Source organism: Actinomycetota bacterium, assembly GCA_005888325.1.
Lineage (GTDB): Bacteria > Actinomycetota > Acidimicrobiia > Acidimicrobiales > AC-14 > AC-14.
Window position 1 is genome coordinate 1,317 of sequence record VAWU01000049.1, and the last position, 17,526, is coordinate 18,842.

Below are 17,526 nucleotides of genomic sequence, written 5' to 3' on the forward strand. Positions count from 1 at the left end.
ATCGTGCCTGACGACCAACGAATCCCTCAGCCGCGCCATCGGGCATCTCCCGGGCTAGGCGCCGGAGTGCCCGGTGCTGCAGGGCCCGGACGGCTCCCTTGCGTCGCCCCACGATGCTGGCCACGTCGTCCAAAGGCAGGTCGGCCACGATGCGCAACAGGATCACCTCGGCCTGAGCCGGGGGCAGCGCGGCGACCCGGGCGAGGGCCGACCGGGTGCTGATCGCGAGCATGACGTCGTGCTCGGCGTCTCCGATCACGGTGTGCTCGGCGACGAGGTCGGGTGGGCTCGGCTCGGTGCGACGCCGACCCGCGCGTCGGCGCAGGTCGACCAGGTGCCGGTAGGCGATGGTGAACACCCAGGAGCGGAAGCGTGTCTCGCACCCCTGAAAGCGATCAACGCCCTCGGCCACGGCGATGAACACGTCGGCGGCCAGGTCCTCGGCGTCGTTGGGGGCGCGGTGGCGCAGGAAGCCGAGCACGCTCGGGTGCAGGTCGCGATAGATCGCCTCGACGGCCCAGGGCGCGCCCCCCTGGGCCGCCACCAACACCGCGTCGAACTGCTCGGAGAGCGCCACCCGCCCATGGTGCAGCCAAGATCGCTCCACCACAAGCAGTGGCCACACGGCTCGGCTGCGTTTGCAAGCGCCTGCAGCATTACCTGCCGATCGGTCACCACATGATTGTCCCAGCACCCTGTGACACCCCAGAAGCCAACAGGAGCCCGGGGCTCCGATCATGCCATCCATGCCGGTGGATCAGTGCCAGGTTCGCCAAGACTCAGACGCCAGCGCCTGTTCACGCCAAGTTGTCGGAGCCTTCCTCTCCTTCACGCTCCGTGAGATAATCGAGAAGTTCAGCGACGCCTTGACCGAATTGACGGTTCGAAAGCCGTCCGATTAGGGGCGCTAACCACTGACCAGCCGTTTCCTTCAGGATTCCCGTATGACCTGCGACTCGTCGGCTTCGCCTCCTTCCTTCTTCGTGTTCAGGTGTGCTCAGTTGTGTCCACTGAGCTAGGGGGAAATCGGGGGAAGTCAACCTCTCCGGGCGGCGTCGTGGGGGAATCCAGGGGGGATCGCCACCGGCCGAAAGTGACCGCAACCGGGTGCGTGCCCGAGACGCCAGCGACGCCGATGAGGTCGGGAACGTGAGCAAACCTAGGTCAGGTCCTGAGGAGCCGTGCGCGGCCAGCGGCCAGTGATGTCATGCCTCGACGGCGAGGCTTGACTGTCGAGGAAGCGTGTCAGCTCGACGATGAGGTCTTGCGCGTCGTCGCGGGCACCGTCGATGAAGCTCGACTTGCGTCGACGCAGGAACGGAGCACCGATCAGATACATACCTGGCGAATCCACGACACCACCGTCGTGCCGGACCATTCCCTTGCCGTCGAGAACCGGTACGTCGAGCCAGGAGTAGTCGGGGCGGAAGCCGGTCGCCCAGATGATGTTCTGGACGGCGCCACTGGCGAGATCCACGTCGAGCGTCGGCGGCTCGGACACGGCCGTCGGTGTGAACCGGTGTGGAGGCGGAGTCGCGTCGTCCATGCCGCTGGCCGTCGCCCACGCGTCGACGGTGTCGAGCAACCGGTCGAGCTTGAGGTCCGCGAGTTCGCACTTGTTCCGCAACGACCCGGAGAACTGGGCGGCGCCATCGCGTATACCGGCGAGGCGGCCGACGAGCTTCACACCGAGGCCGGTGAGCGCGTTGAGGTCGAACGTGGCGCGTTCGGGAGATCCTGCGAGCTGCATCGACGGCACGTGGCGCGCGCGCACGATGTCGTCCACCTCGTCGTAGCGCTCGTCGAGCACACCGGCCGCCTCCATCCACCAGTGGATGTCGCGGCCCCGGTACACGCGGGGCCCCCGAACGTGCTCTCCCACGGCCACCGTGACCGGGCGGCCCGAGCGCTGGATCTCGTGAGCGATCTGCACGCCGGTCGCCGACGCGCCGACGACCAGCACCCCACCCTCGGCGAGCTGGTCCGGATTGCGGTACTCCATCGGCGTGAGCGTCGTCACCGCCTTGGGGACTGCCTCGGAGTAGGCCGGCACGCGCGGGACGTAGAACGCTCCCGTTGCCAGCACGACCGTCGGACACTGCCATTCGTCGTGATCGGTCGTGACGTGGTATCCGCCATCGGTCCGGCGCACCGACGTCACGGTCGTGCCGGTCTGCACCGGGGCCGCGATGTCCTTCGCATAGCCGGTGACGAACTCGACGACCTCCGGCATCGTCATGAACCCATCGGGGTCGTTGCCCTCATAGGCGTAGCCCGGGAGGCGGCACTGCCAGTTGGGCGTGAGTAGACGGAGCGAATCCCAGCGCTCGGTCCGCCACGAGTTGGCGACCTGGCTCCGCTCGAGAACCACGTGGTCGATCGAGCGGTCGGAGAGGCAGCGGCTCATCGCGAGCCCACCGTGCCCGGCCCCGATGACGACGGTCGTGGTGCGCACGGCGGCCGCCCCTAGTCGTGTGGTGGGGTCAGCTGACCTCGACCCGGACGTCGGTGGGGTTGGTGATGATGTCGTACACGGCCGAACGCTTCTGTGACTGCGTAACGAGCGCCTTGATGTCCGCGGGCGATGCATCCATCGGCGTCGATCTTGTAGGTCACCTTGATGCCGCTGAAACCGTTGCGCACGTCGGTGTCCGCGCCGAGGATGCCCCGGATGTCCATGTCACCTTCGATCGTCGCGGAGACGCTGCGCAGCTGGATCTCCCGATTCTGCGCCACGGCTGCGACGCCCGCGGTCAGGCAGCTGGCCAGACCGACGAGCACGTACTCGACGGGCGTCGCGCCGTTGTCCTCGGACGCGAAGACCTCGGGATGATCGACGTCGAACGAGTACCGGGTGCGGTGAGCCTGCTCCTCGCCGAGGCCGAAGAAGCCCTCCACGGTGGAGTTGCTGTGCGTGCCGTTCTGCCATTCGCACCTGGCTCGCCACACGAACTTCGCCGCGTCTGGCGCCGACGTCACTGCCTCCCGGGCTCCGAGCAATGCTTCGACGTTGACGCCGTTGTTGATGGGGGTTTCGGTAGCAGTCATTGGCCGACTCCTTGCTGAGTGTCCCGCGAGGCTAGCCCTCGCCCGAGCGTCTGCGTAGGGGCAAACGCGCGGTCACGAGTCGGCGATCGGACGGCCGACCGTGACCTGACGCCGAACCTCGGAATCGAACGTCTCGCCGAGTTGGACGTCGGCCTGCACGCCGAGCGCGTCGAGCACCTTGGTGAAGAAGGCCCGAGTGGCGGCCGCGAACACGACGTCGACGATCTCGGGATCGCCGAGACCGTGATCGCGCAGCTGTTGCACATCCGCGGCGGTGACCGACGAGGCGTCCTGCGCCACCTGGGTGGCGAAGTCCATCACCGCTCGGTCGGTGGCATCGAGGTTCTTGCCGCTCGAGTCGGCGGCTACGACGCGCATCGTCGACTCGTCGCCGCAGGCGTCACGGAGGAACTTGCAGTGGGCTGCCATGCAGTACGTGGACCGATAGGCGCGAGCGGCCGCGATGGTGGCGAGCTCGAAACGTCGCCGCTCCATGTGTCCTCTGACCGCGTTGTTGAGCGTCTTCCAAGCTTCGGCGACGTCGGGCCGTAACGCGAACGCCGGTGCGTAGTTCGGCAGATAGCCCCACGAGTCGCGTTGCCTCTCGTACCAGCTCGCAACGTCGTCATCGACGGTGGATTCGTCAGGTGCTTCGATGAACATGGTCGGATCCTCCTCTCTCGAGATCGTTGCAGACCTGATCGTTGCTGACAGGGCAGCATCGCGGAACCTGCCCGACCGTCGTCGTCGTAGGCTGTCTCCCGAGGTGGGCGACCAGTGACGACGACCGAGGCACTGAAGGCGTGGGGGGCCTACGACCGCGACGATCCGTTCCCGCTGTTCGCAGAGGTCCGCGAGCTGGGCGCGGTGCATGCGGTCACCCTCGCCGACGGCCACGATGCCTGGCTCGTGGTCGGCTACGAGGAGGCACGGATCGCGCTCAACGATTCGCGACTCTCCAAGGACATGCGCGCCGCGCTTGCGACGGGGGCCGGGGTCGTGGCCGAGGGCCTGCCCGGACCCTCCTTCGCGCGGCACATGCTCAGCGTCGACCCGCCGGATCACAGCCGACTGCGCCGCCTCGTCTCGGCCGCGTTCACGCCGCGCCGCGTCGAAGCGCTCCGGCCGCGAGTGCAGGCCATCGTGGACGACCTTCTCGACGCGATAGCGGCGGCCGGGCCCGACGCGCGGATCGACCTCGTCGGTGCGTTCGCGTTCCCGCTGCCGTTCACTGTCATCTGCGAGCTGCTGGGCGTGCCCGATCCAGATCGGGCCGACCTGGGACGGGGGCTCATCGCGCTGCTCGTCCCCACCTCGACCCCCGCCAAATACGCACGGGCGAAGGAGGCCTCCGACGCCGTCGTCGCGATGCTCGAGGCGCTCGTCGACGCCAAACAGGCCAGCCCCGGCGACGACCTCGTGAGCGGGCTCATCAGTGCCCGCGACGGCGACGAGCGGCTCAGCACCCAGGAGCTGCTGTCGACGATCTTCCAGCTGATCGTGGCCGGCCACGACACGACCGCCAGCCTCATCGGCAACGGCGTCGTCGCCCTGCTCGAGCATCCGGAGCAACTCGATGATCTGCGGTCCGATCCCGCCAAGCTCGCCGTTGCCGTCGAGGAGCTCCTCCGGTACGACGCACCCGTTCCCCACTCGACGTTTCGCTACGCAGTCGCACCGATCGACATCGGTGGTGTGACGATCCCCGCCGGGGCCCAGGTCATCATCTGTCTGGCGGCCGCCAATCGGGACGGCGGCCAGTACGCGGACCCCGAGGAGCTCGACATCAATCGAGTCGAGAGCCGCCACCTCGCGTTCGGGCACGGCATCCATCACTGTCTCGGTGCCCCGCTCGCTCGCATGGAGGGCCAGGTCGCCTTCGGGTCGCTGCTGCGTCGCTTCCCCGCGCTCCGCCTCGCCGTCTCCGTTGACAAGCTGCACTGGGGCCACGGCGACGGGCTCGTGCTTCGCGGTCTCTCCGAGCTGCCCGTCATCCCCGGCCCTGCACTCCCGAGGACATGACCGCGCCCGGAGCGAGCACATCGAGATGGCATTGGAGCTAGTGCTTCAGTCACCTCTGAGCGCTGTCGGCCGAGAAAGGAATCACCGCGTGAGACACCCCGAACGACCAGGTGGCCGGTGCGCCCGGCGTCCTTCCCGGTCGCGGACCTGGCCGGAGCGTCACCCTTCACCGCCGAGAGCAGCGACGCCACACCGTCCGCGCGCCGTGATGCGCGGGATGGTCTGCAGGTGACGATGACGGTCGGGCCAAGCACCCTGCTCATCCGGCCGTCCCACCCCTGAGAGGCGCACGGATCGACGAGTCGATCCCGTTCTCACGAGCGACGGAACCGATCTGCTCGGCCGTCTTACGCGACCTTGTGAAGCACCCTCGTCGGGTCGAATCACGGCTCATGACGCGCGTGGAACGCGCCATACGCGGTCATCTCTCAGCGCGCAGATCGTGCCGGGCGGTGGTCACGCCGATTTCGACTGGGAGTTCGATCCGCGCACGCCATAGGGTCAGGACAAGACGAGGTGAGAGACATGGCTTGGGAACTCGGTGCGGCTGTCCTCGCCGCCACGCTGATGGGCGCAGTCGTCGTGCGGCGCAGCGTCCGGGCGCGGCGGTGGCGAGGCGCACGCGCCGCCTGGCTCGACGACATCGGTCAGTACCGTCGAGTACCCGGCCGAGGGCCACGCTGGAGGGCCTAGCTCCCGGCGGAGCAACGCCGGTGGTATCCGACACCGAGGCGCGGGCACCTTTGACGCTGTGGAAGGCGACAAAGCCGCGCTGCGGTCCTCAGCGTTGGTCGGTCGCCTCCGTCGTGTCCTCGGCATACGGGACCCCGTAGTTCCGCCCCAGCTCGGAGAAGCGTTCGTTGAGGGCGTGGGCCAACACGTCGCGGTCATGATCCGTGGGCGCCAGTGCGCCACAGAGGTAGGCCTCGACCTCCAACGGAGCGCTCATTCCCCCGAGCGCGAAATAGCGCAACCAGAACTCGGGGTGGGAGAGTCCCGCCTCGCGGCGAAACTCGTCCAGGGCGGCATCGGGCATCGTCATGAGTTCCTCATTGGAGGCGCGGTGGCGGGCCGACGCCATCGTCTGGGCCGCGAGCGTGGTGGCAGCGGGGCGAGCGGCACGGCACAGGGCGCGGTCAGGCCCGTCGCCCCGATGGAGAAGCGCTTCCGCACTACTCTGGGCCTTGGCGATGTAGGAACGACAGGTTCCGTTCGTTGCCTCCGACGGGCCCAGGAGCGTTCACCGCTCGACCAAGCCCTCACTGTCGAAGGCGGACCAACACTAGCCTCCGATGGTTGCACGCAGCGGGGCCTAGGCGATCCCGCCGCGGATGCACCCCCAGGGAGAGGCCATGGCGTCCAGGGAAGACGAGCTGGCAGGGGGTCTCGGGACGATCGCTCGGGCGTTGTTCACCGCGGGCACGGTGGAGGAGACCTTGGTCCGCATCGTGCACACGGCACGCGACACCATCGACGCCTGCGACTACGCGGGCCTGTCGCTGGTGGCGGGGCCGCGGGTGACCACGCAGTTGGCCACCGACCCGGTGGTGGCCGAGGTCGACGCCGCGCAATACGACACGGGCGAGGGCCCCTGCCTGGCCGTGATCACCGAGGGTCTGGACTCGCTCTACGCGGACGACCTACGCGAGGACACCCGCTGGCCCGCCTTCGGCCCCCGCGCCGTAGCCGCCGGGCTGCGCAGCCTGCTCGCCTTCCGGCTCTTCGCGAACGACACGCTCGGCGCGCTCAACCTCTATGCCCGCTTGCCCCGGGCCTACGGCGCCACCGACCGAGCCGCAGGGTTGATCTTCGCCGCCCACGCAGGCATTGCCCTGGCCGCCGCCCAGGATCGGGCGCAGGAAGCACGGCGGGCGGAGCGCTTGGCGGGGGGACTTATCTCGCGCGAGGTCATCGGTCAGGCCCAGGGCATCTTGATGGAGCGCGAGGGGATCACCGCCGGGCAGGCCTTCGATGTCCTGTGTCGGGCCTCCCAGCATCTCAACCTCAAGCTGCGGACCGTGGCTCAGGACCTCGTGGATACCGGCGTGCGACCCGAGGTCGGCCCCGACGCGTGACACCGAAACGGGGACGACATCAAAGTCCACGGCGCAACCCATCGTCCGAGAGTCGCCTTGCTGGAGCACGGTACGAACTTCACGGTGCCCACCAGGGGTCCTCGTGGGCTCGACCGTCGGCGGAGCGACTGATGGCTGAACGGGACCTGCTCGACCAGTCCTGCCGAGAAGCCGGGCTTTCCCACCATCGAAGAGGTCGTGCAGCGCCTACTCCTCCTTGAATCGCCGGGTGAGCTGCGCTTCCTGCTGACCGCCTCTCGTATCGTGCCCGAACTCGAACGCAGCGCCGACCTTGCGCGCGGTGCGGGCGTGGCGCGCGGCCGCCGGGATCGACGATGGGCCGGTGTTCCGTCCAGTGGACCGTCATGGTCGAGTGGGCGGGGCGCGCTTGTCGGGCACCGCGGTGGCCCTGATCGTTAAACGCGCCGCAGCGCGCGTCGGTCTCGACCCCGATCAGTTCGCGGGGCACTCGCTGCGCGCGGGACTGGCGACATCGGCAGCGGCGGCTGGGGCGAGCGAGCGGGCGATCATGGCGCAGACCGGGCACAAGTCATTGCCCATGGTGCGCAGCTACATCCGTGAGGGGTCGCTGTTCCGGGACAACGCGGCGGCGGTGCTGGGCCTGTAAGAGCTGAGCCGCGCAGTGACCGCGTTCGGACAGCCGATTGCGTCGGCTTCCTGGACCGAGCGCACGACTGGTTCACCGAACACGACATCGTGCTCGAGCGGGTGCTCACCGACATTCAGACTCGCTCACGTGCCTTGGATCCCCCCGCCGACCGGCCGGCGGCGTGAGGATCGGGGCGACCGGCGCCCGTCCGCCGTCGTTGCTGACCGATCGGAGCACGCTTGAGTGACTCCTTGCCTGTTGATCACGTTGGCGGGCGGGGCCACCGCCGGGAAGGGCGCGTCCTGTTGAGGAACCCGGTGACCGGCCGCAGGTCGGATCCCTGTTAGCGAATGTTCGGTATTGCCCTTCCCCCGGTTCGGTGGCTCCGGCCAGACCACTGACGCGAGAGGAGGAGGGGTTGCAGCTTTGTCTCGGCATCGACATCGCCTGCCGGGCCGCGCATCAAGCCACCTTGGCCGACGAGCGAGGTGAGTTCGTGTGGTCCGGACGACGGTTCCGCACCACGTCCGCCGATCTCGACGAACTCTGGGCGCTGCTGCCGTCTGGAACGGAGCCAGGTGCAGTGACGGTCGTGATGGAGCCCACCCGCAACGCGTGGGTCCCCCTCGCGGCGTGGTTCCGCCGGCGTGGCGCAACCGTCGTCGTCGTCCCTTCGGAGCGCTGCGCCGACCTGCGGGACTACTACAACAAACACACCAAGAGTGACCGTCTTGACTCACGGGTCCTCGCTCGGCTCCCGCTGCTTCATCCCGAGGGCCTCCATCGTGAAGACGGGCTTGGTCCAGCCGACGCGCTGAAGCGAGCAGCCAAGCACCGGAGCACCTTGGTCAAACGCCGCAGCCAATGTCTGGCCCGTCTCGACGCCTTGCTCGAGCTGCTCGGCCCGGGATGGGACGCAGCGTTGGGTGGCGATCTGGCCAACGTGACACCGCTGCGGTTCCTCGCTGCCGGCTATGCCGATCCCTACGTGGTGCGGCGCCTTGGCCGGGCTCGCCTCAGTCGGTTCATCTACCGCCATTCGCGTGGCGCGTGGGGTGAGGAGCGAGCGATCGAGCTGCTCGAGGCCGCGGACGCGACCTTGGCGCTGTGGGATGGGGAGCTCGACTACACCGAGCTGGCCGAGGACATCGCCATCGAGGCGAGGTTGGCGCTGCAGCTGACCACCGAGGTGAAAGAGCTCGACGAGCGCGTGACGGCCCTCATGACGAAGCTTGATCCCAACCGGATCCTGACGTCGGCTCCCGGCGTCGGCGACATCACCGCCGCGGCCATCCTGGGTCGGCTCGGTGACCCGAATCGGTTCCGCTCACTGCGTGGGGCTCGAGCGTTCAGCGGGCTGGTGCCGTCCCTCGACGCCTCGGGGATCGCCGGTGCCCATGGTGGTCCGACCAAACGGGGTGACGCCGTCCTCAGAGAGGCGCTCTTCCTCGCCGCTGATCACGCGCGCCGCCAGGACCCGACGCTCGCCGCTCGCTACCACCGGCTGATGACCGTGACCGGCAAACACCACAACTCCGCGCTGTGCCACATCGCGATGGCGCTGCTGACACGCATCATCGCCTGCTGGCGCAACGGTGTGCCCTACCAACTCCGCGACGTCGACGGTCGAGTCGTCGACGTCGCGGAGGCACGGGCGATCATCGCTGAGCGCTACTGCATTCCCGAGGACGTGCGCCGGAAGAAGCGTTCCGTCACCCACACGCAGCACGTCAAGCGTGGGCGAGCCGACAGAGTAAAGGAGTCGCTAGGCGCTCCGTCTGCCGACCCGCCCACGAGGAGGCTAGAAGCGCCTGCGAGGGGTTGACATCGGTTAGGAACTCAACGGTCCCGGTTACAAGAGCCACGACTGGGCGACGCGCTGTGCCGAGCTCGACCTGCGGCACAGCCGGATCCGTCCCTACCGGCCTCAGACCAACGGCAAGGTCGAACGCTTCAATCGGACGCTGCTCGACGAGTGGGCCTACGTGCGGCCCTATCGTTCAGAAGCCGAGCGTCTTCGGCGACTTGAACGCTTTCTTCACGACTACAACCATCACCGCGGCCACACTGCCCACGCCGGGCGCCCACCCATCGAGGCCGTCAACAACGGTGCGAGCCGTTACATCTAGCTCTCGCCGGAGCGACACCGGTCGTATCCGACACCGAGTGGGGTCGCGTCACTTGCGGGTCCATCTGAACGGCCTCGCGAGTCGTGCGCTCCAGCGCACGGCCTCCACGCCGCGTCGCCGCAGCTCCTCGACCGCGCGACGAGGGTCGAGCGTCTGAACCCGAAGACAGTGCGACTTGGTGGGTCCGTCCGTTGCGCGCGTGCGAGCCGTGAGCGCGTCGGCGACGGCATCCGCCAGCAGGCACGCGAGCTGGAACATCGCTCGCTGGGAGGCGACAGCTTGGTCGTTCCGTACGTCGTCGGCGATGAAGTCGTCGACCCAGGAGGCAGCCTCGACCTCGACGCGCAGACGCGGGTCGGAGCAGTCGGGCGGTGGCGCGAGCACGCGCTCCTGGACGGCTTCGGCGACGCCCACGATGCCGTGCCATCGTCGAGGCGCTCGGCGGCTTCGAGCGACTGCTCAGGCGATGACGCGGTTCATTCCGACGAGGAAGGAGCCGGTTGCTTGACGATGGTGCCCGGCGGGTGCCGGGTCGTCTGTCGAAGTCGGCGGCGCTCCTCACCCACCAGATGCGCGAGGAGGACGCGCGGAATGATCGACGTAGAGCCGGTCGCGCCCACGGCCTCTTCGTGACACGCACCGGGGCTACCGCGCAGCGCCGATTGGGGCTTGTGGACAAGATTCGGGTTGGCGTGTAGTGCGTGAGGTTGAGAGCGAAAGTGCCGCGGCCGCGCGCCGCGGCGTCGTATTAGTGCGGGAAAATGAGACCCGACGAACCCGACGAGCCCGACGAGCCCGACAAACCAACGCACGCCTGCAGCGAGCACGCACGCGTCCTCAAGCTGCTGCCGATAGAGCAGGCGTGAACGACGACTTCGGCGCGGCCGAGTCGGCCGCGCGTGACGGCGCTGATGGGCGGCCAGGGGCTTCGGAGGGCGAGAGCATTCGCGCGTGTCAGGTCGGCGACTCCCCCGTCCTCAGCCCCGAACAGCAGCAACAACCTGACGCGGCTTACCTGGCAGCCCGGGAATTCAACGAGTGGAGAAAGCTTCACCCCCTCCCAGAGCACCCGGCTCCGTGGGTCAACTGCCCGACGCCGTGGCGCAAACTCGTGGTGGGTGTCGTCGTGGCCCTCGCCGCCCTCTCGGCGGTCGAGATCGCCACCAAGGCAATCCTTGTCCTCGACCCGCCGAAGCGCTGCTCCGACTTTTCGACAAGGCAGGCCGCCCAGGCGTACTTCGACCACAGCGGCCCTCAAGGGGACGAGCCCCCTCCGCTGGGAACCCGTACCAATCTCGACGCAGATGGCGATGGGGTTGCCTGCGAGTCGCTGCCGTGAACAGCCGCGTCATTGTCCGTCGACCGCCACCGAATCCTCGGCGCGCCCACCGCTGCCGACGACTGCTCGAACCAAAGAACGTCACCGTCCCTTTTTAGGGAGGGTCGGCGCACCGGTCGGCCAACCGCCGCAGGATCACTCCGAGACCCGCTCAGGCCTTTCCCCTCCTGTGGGTGGTCGAAAACTCGTCTGGCACCGGTGACCTGCGGCTTTGCCCGAGCGGCGGTCATCGTGCGTTGGATCTCCGGAACGGCGCAATCCACCCGAATCGTCCCGTCGCGGACATGCTCGGCCCCTCGTACGCTGTCTGACGGGTGGACCCGGATCGAACCGTTTCGCAGTATTCGCGAGCTGCTGGTTCGTCGGGGCTCCAGCGAGCTCGGGGCGGACGGGCGGCACCGCGACGAACCATGCCCGCGTCGTAGCGTTACGGGCGTGGCGCAGGATTCGCTCTCGGCGTCCGAGGTCATCGAGCTCCTCCATCTCGCGCCGCACCCAACGTGCGGGTTCGTTGCCGAGACGTACCGCAGCGTCAACCGAATCGTGGCTGGCGGCTTGCGCGCACCGTTCGCTGACGGGCGCCCGGTCGGCAGCGCGCTGTACTTCCTGGTGACGCCCGAGCGGCCGGTGCGGCTGCACCGCATCCGCAACGATCAGCTGTACCACCGCTACCTGGGCGATCCTCTCGAAGTGTTGGCCCTCTACCCCGACGGGTCGCACGCGGTCGAAGTCGTCGGGCCTGATCTCGCCGCGGGCAACAAGGTGCAGCTGTTCTTGCCAGGCGGGACCTTTCATGCCGCGCGGCTGCGCGCGGGCGGCAGCTGGTTCCTCGGCGCGAGCACCGAGTGGCCCGGTGTCGAACCGTCCGACGTCGAGTTGGGCGACGTCCGCGCGCTGCAAGAACGATTTCCGGGCGCGTCAGCGTTCCTCGCTGAGTTCGCGCGCTCGGCGCCGTAACGCGGTGGCATCGAGAGGGGAACGATGACGGCGCTCGAGCCGTTGGAGCCCGAAGACCTACGCATTCTGCGATTGGAATCGCCGACGGTCGCCGGCCATACGTGCAAGGTCGCGATCTTCGATCGCGTTCCGCATGCTCCGCCGCTGGAGTTGTTTCGGGAACGTGTCGCAACGCGCATCGCTCGAGTCCCGCGTTGCGTGCGCTGCTTCCCTCGGTACGGTCGATTCGACAGCTCGGGATGCTCGAGCCGGATGAGCGCGAGCCCGGGGATGGCACGAGCCACCGTTCAGGCCACCTTCGGCATCGACGTTCGACCGGTGTTGCCGATGATCTGTGCCTACGCTCGTGATCCACGCCACCGACGACGCTGTTCCCGTCCAGGGGGGAGGAGCGGAAGAGGGCGGCCGGCAAGAAGCAGCGGTAACCTTCAGCCCGTCGCCCCCGGGGGCCTGGGAAACGACTCGGCATCACCGTGCGGAGCCATCCGTCACCGGGGCGGCGTCGCGTGTGCGACCCGATATCCGCAGGTGAGCGCGACCGAAGCCCACGCTCTACTGAGCACTACCGAGGCGCAGCCTCGAGCGTGGCGAACGGGAAGCGGGCGACGTCGCGACGGAGCCGGTCGAGGGCGTCGTTGTCGTCCTTGAGGTAGCGGTCGAAGACGTCGAGGCTCGCTTGTGCCACCAGGTGGAAGTCGGGCGGCCCGTCCCGGTAGGGCGACGTGTGCCCGCCACCCTTGATCGTCACGAAGAACTTCGGGGGCTTGGCCTGCTCGAAGAGGCCATGGCCGGCGGCGAGGGGAAATTCGGCGTCCGCATCGCCGTGGAAGAACAGCACCGGCGTCGCGGGAACGCCCTTGAAGTAGGTGCCGCCCTTGAACGGCGGGCCGATGACGGACTCGAGGATGACGGCGTCGACGCGCTTGTCGTGGCAGCAGGTGTTGAACCCGCTGGCCAGCGCATCGATCGCGCCCGAGGAGTGACCGGCAACGGCCACGTGGTCGACGTCGACGAGGCTGGAGTCCTCCGCGCCGAGCTTCGTGATCACGAACGTCTGGTCGGCAGGCTCGTTCACGATGTCCTCGGTGACGGCCCCGAAGGGCAGGCCCCGGACCGTCAGGGGATGCCGGACCCCGGCCACCACGTATCCGGCACGGGCCCAGATCCGAAAGGAGGCCGCGTACTGCTGGGGCTCGCCGCTGCGCCCGTGGCTGAAGACGATGAGCGGGAATGGCCCCTTGGCGGGCTTGGCGTCGGCCACCTCGGCGTCCGACGGCACGCCCTCGGCCGGATACCAGAGGTTGGTGACGAGCCGGCGCCGGGGCGCGTCGGGCTGGGTGTTCCTGGCGTCCAACGCCCGGCTGTCGTCGACGAACGTGACCGTGCGCACGCCCACCGCGTAGGGCCCTGTCGTCTGCTGCGACGCGTCCTTCTTGTCGCCGCACGCGGAACCGACGAGGACCACCGCGAGCAGCAGGCCCAGGAGACGGCGAGTCACCGGACCAACGGTACCGGTGCGAGCCCGAAATGCAGGGCAGCCCTGTCGGGTGTCAAAAGTCGATCGTCACGCTGCAACGAGTTCGTACTCGTGCATGAGTCCTCCAAGAACGTCGTGACGCTCGAGCTGCTCGAATCGTGGATCGGTCGTCGGGTCACACGGAGGACCGTCCGGCGCGACGAGGCCAAGACCGCGATGAGGTCGGTCCTGGTTGTAGTGACCAACGAAGATCTTCAGCACTCGTTCAAGGTGGCGGTGGTTGAGGATGAGCAGTTGATCCAGGCACTCGCGCCGGACGGTGCCGACCCAGCGCTCGGCGAACGCGTTGGCCACTGGCGTCCGCACTGGAGTGCGGACGATCTGGGCGCCGACCGAGCGCCAGATGTCGTCGAAGGCACGGCTGAACTTGGCGTCGCGATCGCGGATCAGGTGGCGAGGCACAACGCCTCGGCTCGGCCCCGACCAGGACGGGCTGGGCTCGGACATCGGATCGAGTCGAGTTCGTCGACGGCCACGGCAGACATGGCACTCATGTTGAGGCCATCAGCGTCGAGTAAGGAGGCGACACCTATAGGGGGTACTGTCAGCCCCTCCCTACGAGCTCGTCACGCCGTAGCCTGGACGCTGTGACCAGCGGGAACGACATTCGTGAGTTCCTGACCACACGCCGAGCCCGCATCACCCCCGACCAGGCCGGGCTGCACGCCTATGGCGGGCGGCGCCGCGTCTCAGGCTTGCGACGCGAAGAGGTCGCCATGCTCGCCGGGATCAGTGTCGAGTACTACACCCAACTCGAGCGCGGCAGCGTGCGGGGTGTCTCCGAAGACGTGCTCGACGTCATCAGCCGTGCCCTGCAACTCGACGACGTCGAACGCGTCCACCTGTCCGACCTCGTGCGCGCGGCCAAGCAACGACCGATCCGCGGCCGCCACACAACCGAGCGCGTCCGTCCCGGCGTGCAACGCGTCCTCGACACCATCACCGAGTCCGCCGCGTTCGTGCGCAACGGCCGTCTGGACATCCTCTCCGCCAACCGCCTCGGCTACGCCCTGTACTCCGAAGCGTTCGCCAACCCCGAACGGCCGGTGAACCTCGCCCGATTCGTGTTCCTCGACACGCGAGCCCGCGAGTTCTACGCCGACTGGGACGGCATCGCCGACGCCGGCGTCGGCAGCCTTCGAGCCGAAGCCGGCCGCGACCCCTACGACCGCGACCTCGCCGACCTCGTCGGCGAGCTCTCACTGCGAAGCGACGACTTCCGCGTCCGCTGGGCCGCCCACGACGTACGCCGATACCGCACCGGCACCCAACCGTTCCGCCACCCGCTCGTCGGCGACCTCACCCTCCACTACGAAGCGCTCGCACTCACCGCCGAGATCGGCCAAACACTCATCGTCTACACCGCCGAGCCCGACTCGCCATCTCAAGGGGCGCTCAACCGCCTCGCCAACTGGAGCACCAACCAGAACGATCCCCGGTCGTTGAACCCGAACGGCGGTGACGGCGAGTGCGAGCGCTCTGCGAGGTGGTGAAGTTCGTCGACACTTCTGCCGGGCCCCTGGTCTGTCCCGAGGGGGGGAGTGCGATCGACGCCAGTCCCTTCGTCGGCAGTGACGGCCGCGCCTTTCTCGTCTGGAAGCACGACGAACGAGACATGACCGGCATCGTCGCCCAGGAGCTCACCCCCGACGGGCTCGGCCTGGTGGGGCCCCGGCGGCTGCTCTTGCGCGCCGACCAGCCCTGGGAGGGCGGGCTCATCGAGGGCCCGAGCATGGTGGCGCACGACGGTCGCAGCTACCTCTTCTACTCGACCAATGACTGGGCGAGCGCGAACTATGCGATCGGCTACGCCGTCTGCGACACTCCCTTCGGGCCGTGTCGGAAGGTGCCCGGACCCTGGCTCGGTTCGAGTGAACAGGCCAAGGGCCCCGGCGGCGAGGAGGTGTTCACCGACGAGGTGGGCGGCCTGTCGCTGGCGCTGCACGCCTGGATCCGCGGCCACGTCGGCTATCCCGGCGGGGCACGCAACCTGTTCGTGCTGCGGTTGACCTTCGTGAACGGTGCTCCCGTGGCGTAGCGACCGATCGGGCGAGCCACGAGTCACACGACCACCACGGAGAGCCGAACGTCGGGGCCCGATTAGTGGGAGAGACCCGGGACGCACCCCGGGTCTCTTCGCGTCGGGTCGGGCGTACCATGGACTCGTGCCCCCACGCAACCCCACGGCTGAGGACCGCGACGAACCCGTCGCTATCCCCCTCGACCCCGAAGAGGCCCTACGGGCGCTGCTCAAGGTCGACCCCGAGTCTCCCGAGTCTGAGCCTGTCGAGGACGACGACAGATAGCAGTGGTCGCGGCCGCTTCGTGCATAACCAGCCGGACCGGGGAGGTTCTCTGCGACGAACGCACGTCCAACCGCGATTGGCTCCTGATCGTGATTGCCGCGGTGCTCCTGCTGATTGTGGTGGTGAGCTTGGTTCGTCGCCGCCGACGCGGTAAGGCCGGGACCGAAGCCCCGCCCTCTGTCTGACTTCTACCTGCCCTGCCAAGCGCGCTCGTCGCAGGCTAGCTGTCCGTTTTTTCGCTCAGTGTCCTCAGCGCTTTCTTGGCCTTGCCTTCCGATCGAACAGCTACACCTCGACGGCGGGTCCGCTGCAGGATGGGCTGACTGGCTTGCCACTGAGAGGACAACATGGGGTTCATCCAGATCATCGAGTACAAGACGACCCGGATCGACGAGCTGAACGCCGCGCTCGACGCCTGGTTGGACAAGACCAAGGGAAAGCGAGCGGCGACACGAGGGACTCAGACACGCGATCGTGACGCCGACACCACCTACGTGCAGATCGTCGAGTTCCCTTCCTATGAGGACGCCATGGCGAACTCGAACATGCCGAAGACGGCGCATTCGCTGCGCAACTTGCATCTCTGTGCGACGGACCGCCGACATTCCGCAACCTCGACGTCGTCCGCGAAGAGTTGATGTAGCCCCCTTCGAGTTCCCGCCGTCTCCGCGGCAGTGTCAGGTACCGGCCGCCGATGCCGTCGCGCCGCCATCCTCGAAGTCGAATGCTGATCGCCACCGACGAACTCGCAATCGACGCGGTGCTTCGCGCCCAGGATGTCCTCGCCCGGCACGGAACAGACCATCTTGCTGTGTGCATTTACAGCGACGTGCCCGGCGATGACGCGGGCGGCTTCGAGGGGTCGGTCGAGACACCCGAGGAGATCGAGCGCGACTGGGCGCAGCTCCAAGCGAACGCCCACGCGGCGTTGGAGCAGACGGCCGCCGCGCTCGCGACATAGGGTTCGATCGAGCGTCGCGTGGAACTGGGGGACCCGGGCGCGACATCTGTGCAGTGGCCGAGCGGGAGGGGGCCGAGGTCATCGTGGTCGAATCGCATCGGCGAGGGCTGCTGGGACGCATCGTGCATCTCGGCTCCGTGAGTGAGCACGTGATGCGCCACGCGTCTCGTCCGGTCCTGGTGGTGCGGGCGATGGAGCACTGACGACCAACGGGTGAGGGACTGCGTCTGGAGGACGCGCGAGAACGGGTTCAGCTGCTGCTCCGATCAACGCAAGCGAACAGTTCGGGGCCACCACGGTAGGCAGTCGGGTCCGAGCGACGTCTCCGAGCCGAGTCCCTGCGCTGAGGACGGTCCAAGTGCTGACTTCCGCCCGGCGGCTCCCCGCTCGTCGACTCGACTCATGCCGGGCGACGGGCGTTTTGGTCGAGGGTTTCTACTGTGACAAGCGTCCGCGTGACGACGGCTGCGCGTCGGATGAAAGGCGCCGACCACGTTACGTGCGTACCTGACGACTTGGCTCGCGGCGCGGGAATTCATCCA

At 68.0% G+C, this 17,526-nt stretch carries 17 protein-coding genes and 4 pseudogenes; 13 read left to right on the top strand and 8 right to left on the bottom strand.

The genetic code is table 11. The features are described from left to right. The 4 genes and pseudogenes from E6G06_15310 to E6G06_15325 form a co-directional block, all read right to left on the bottom strand. A partial coding sequence (locus E6G06_15310) for an RNA polymerase sigma factor (protein ID TML88814.1) occupies positions 1 to 748 on the bottom strand: 748 nt, incomplete at its 3' end. A 411-nt stretch (positions 749 to 1,159) separates the two neighbouring features. Beyond that, positions 1,160 to 2,590: a pyridine nucleotide-disulfide oxidoreductase gene (locus E6G06_15315; protein TML88815.1), complete on the bottom strand. Its 1,431-nt coding sequence runs from the start codon at positions 2,588 to 2,590 to the stop codon at positions 1,160 to 1,162. After that, positions 2,484 to 3,048 (bottom strand): annotated as a pseudogene (locus E6G06_15320) (OsmC family protein). Before E6G06_15320 ends, E6G06_15315 begins: the two are co-directional and overlap by 107 nt. A 72-nt stretch (positions 3,049 to 3,120) precedes the next feature. Further along, positions 3,121 to 3,711, bottom strand: a complete 591-nt coding sequence (locus E6G06_15325; protein TML88782.1) for a peroxidase-related enzyme — start codon at positions 3,709 to 3,711, stop codon at positions 3,121 to 3,123. Between the two features lie 114 nt (positions 3,712 to 3,825). Here E6G06_15325 and E6G06_15330 point away from each other — a divergent pair, with 114 nt between their 5' ends. After that, complete coding sequence (locus E6G06_15330; GenBank protein TML88783.1) at positions 3,826 to 5,070, top strand: cytochrome P450; 1,245 nt, start codon at positions 3,826 to 3,828, stop codon at positions 5,068 to 5,070. A 781-nt stretch (positions 5,071 to 5,851) separates the two neighbouring features. Here the strand turns inward: E6G06_15330 and E6G06_15335 are convergent. Beyond that, positions 5,852 to 6,112: a hypothetical protein gene (locus E6G06_15335; GenBank protein TML88784.1), complete on the bottom strand. Its 261-nt coding sequence runs from the start codon at positions 6,110 to 6,112 to the stop codon at positions 5,852 to 5,854. A 289-nt stretch (positions 6,113 to 6,401) separates the two neighbouring features. Here E6G06_15335 and E6G06_15340 point away from each other — a divergent pair, with 289 nt between their 5' ends. From E6G06_15340 to E6G06_15355, 4 genes and pseudogenes are all read left to right on the top strand, one after another. Continuing rightward, positions 6,402 to 7,145 carry an ANTAR domain-containing protein gene (locus E6G06_15340; protein ID TML88785.1) on the top strand — a complete coding sequence of 248 codons (744 nt, stop codon included), beginning with the start codon at positions 6,402 to 6,404 and terminating at the stop codon, positions 7,143 to 7,145. Positions 7,146 to 7,437: 292 nt separating this feature from the next. Further along, on the top strand, positions 7,438 to 7,773 hold the full coding sequence (locus E6G06_15345) for a hypothetical protein (GenBank protein TML88786.1): 336 nt from the start codon (positions 7,438 to 7,440) through the stop codon (positions 7,771 to 7,773). A 400-nt stretch (positions 7,774 to 8,173) separates the two neighbouring features. Continuing rightward, a complete protein-coding gene (locus tag E6G06_15350; protein TML88787.1) occupies positions 8,174 to 9,580 on the top strand; it encodes an IS110 family transposase in 1,407 nt (468 codons plus the stop codon). Positions 9,581 to 9,650: 70 nt separating this feature from the next. Beyond that, positions 9,651 to 9,884 (top strand): annotated as a pseudogene (locus E6G06_15355) (transposase). A 48-nt stretch (positions 9,885 to 9,932) separates the two neighbouring features. Here E6G06_15355 and E6G06_15360 read toward each other — a convergent pair. Beyond that, the gene (locus E6G06_15360) at positions 9,933 to 10,298 is read right to left on the bottom strand and encodes a hypothetical protein (GenBank protein TML88788.1); all 366 of its coding nucleotides are present in this window, start codon (positions 10,296 to 10,298) and stop codon (positions 9,933 to 9,935) included. A 247-nt stretch (positions 10,299 to 10,545) separates the two neighbouring features. Here E6G06_15360 and E6G06_15365 point away from each other — a divergent pair, with 247 nt between their 5' ends. The 3 genes and pseudogenes from E6G06_15365 (at position 10,546) to E6G06_15375 (ending at position 12,568) form a co-directional block, all read left to right on the top strand. After that, positions 10,546 to 11,223 (top strand): excalibur calcium-binding domain-containing protein, encoded by a 678-nt coding sequence (locus E6G06_15365; GenBank protein ID TML88789.1) that lies wholly within the window; start codon positions 10,546 to 10,548, stop codon positions 11,221 to 11,223. A 435-nt stretch (positions 11,224 to 11,658) separates the two neighbouring features. Then, entirely contained in the window at positions 11,659 to 12,180 is a 522-nt protein-coding gene (locus tag E6G06_15370) for a cupin domain-containing protein (protein ID TML88790.1), read from the top strand. 191 nt (positions 12,181 to 12,371) lie between these two features. Further along, positions 12,372 to 12,568: pseudogene (locus E6G06_15375) on the top strand (adenylate/guanylate cyclase domain-containing protein). Positions 12,569 to 12,742: 174 nt separating this feature from the next. Here E6G06_15375 and E6G06_15380 read toward each other — a convergent pair. Both E6G06_15380 and E6G06_15385 read right to left on the bottom strand, forming a co-directional pair. Then, a complete protein-coding gene (locus E6G06_15380) occupies positions 12,743 to 13,678 on the bottom strand; it encodes an alpha/beta hydrolase (GenBank protein TML88791.1) in 936 nt (311 codons plus the stop codon). 66 nt (positions 13,679 to 13,744) lie between these two features. After that, positions 13,745 to 14,164, bottom strand: a complete 420-nt coding sequence (locus E6G06_15385; GenBank protein ID TML88792.1) for a transposase — start codon at positions 14,162 to 14,164, stop codon at positions 13,745 to 13,747. A gap of 140 nt (positions 14,165 to 14,304) precedes the next feature. On the opposite strand from E6G06_15385, the gene E6G06_15390 reads away from it, so the two are divergent. The 5 genes and pseudogenes from E6G06_15390 (at position 14,305) to E6G06_15410 (ending at position 17,187) form a co-directional block, all read left to right on the top strand. Next, positions 14,305 to 15,210 (top strand): helix-turn-helix domain-containing protein, encoded by a 906-nt coding sequence (locus E6G06_15390; GenBank protein ID TML88793.1) that lies wholly within the window; start codon positions 14,305 to 14,307, stop codon positions 15,208 to 15,210. Further along, positions 15,186 to 15,755, top strand: coding sequence for a hypothetical protein (locus E6G06_15395; GenBank protein TML88794.1), 570 nt, complete (start codon positions 15,186 to 15,188; stop codon positions 15,753 to 15,755). Before E6G06_15390 ends, E6G06_15395 begins: the two co-directional genes overlap by 25 nt. Before the next feature lie 615 nt (positions 15,756 to 16,370). Next, positions 16,371 to 16,666, top strand: a pseudogene (locus E6G06_15400) (hypothetical protein). Between the two features lie 81 nt (positions 16,667 to 16,747). After that, on the top strand, positions 16,748 to 16,984 hold the full coding sequence (locus tag E6G06_15405) for a hypothetical protein (protein ID TML88795.1): 237 nt from the start codon (positions 16,748 to 16,750) through the stop codon (positions 16,982 to 16,984). Further along, positions 16,918 to 17,187, top strand: a complete 270-nt coding sequence (locus tag E6G06_15410) for a universal stress protein (GenBank protein ID TML88796.1) — start codon at positions 16,918 to 16,920, stop codon at positions 17,185 to 17,187. Before E6G06_15405 ends, E6G06_15410 begins: the two co-directional genes overlap by 67 nt. Positions 17,188 to 17,526: the final 339 nt, after the last annotated feature.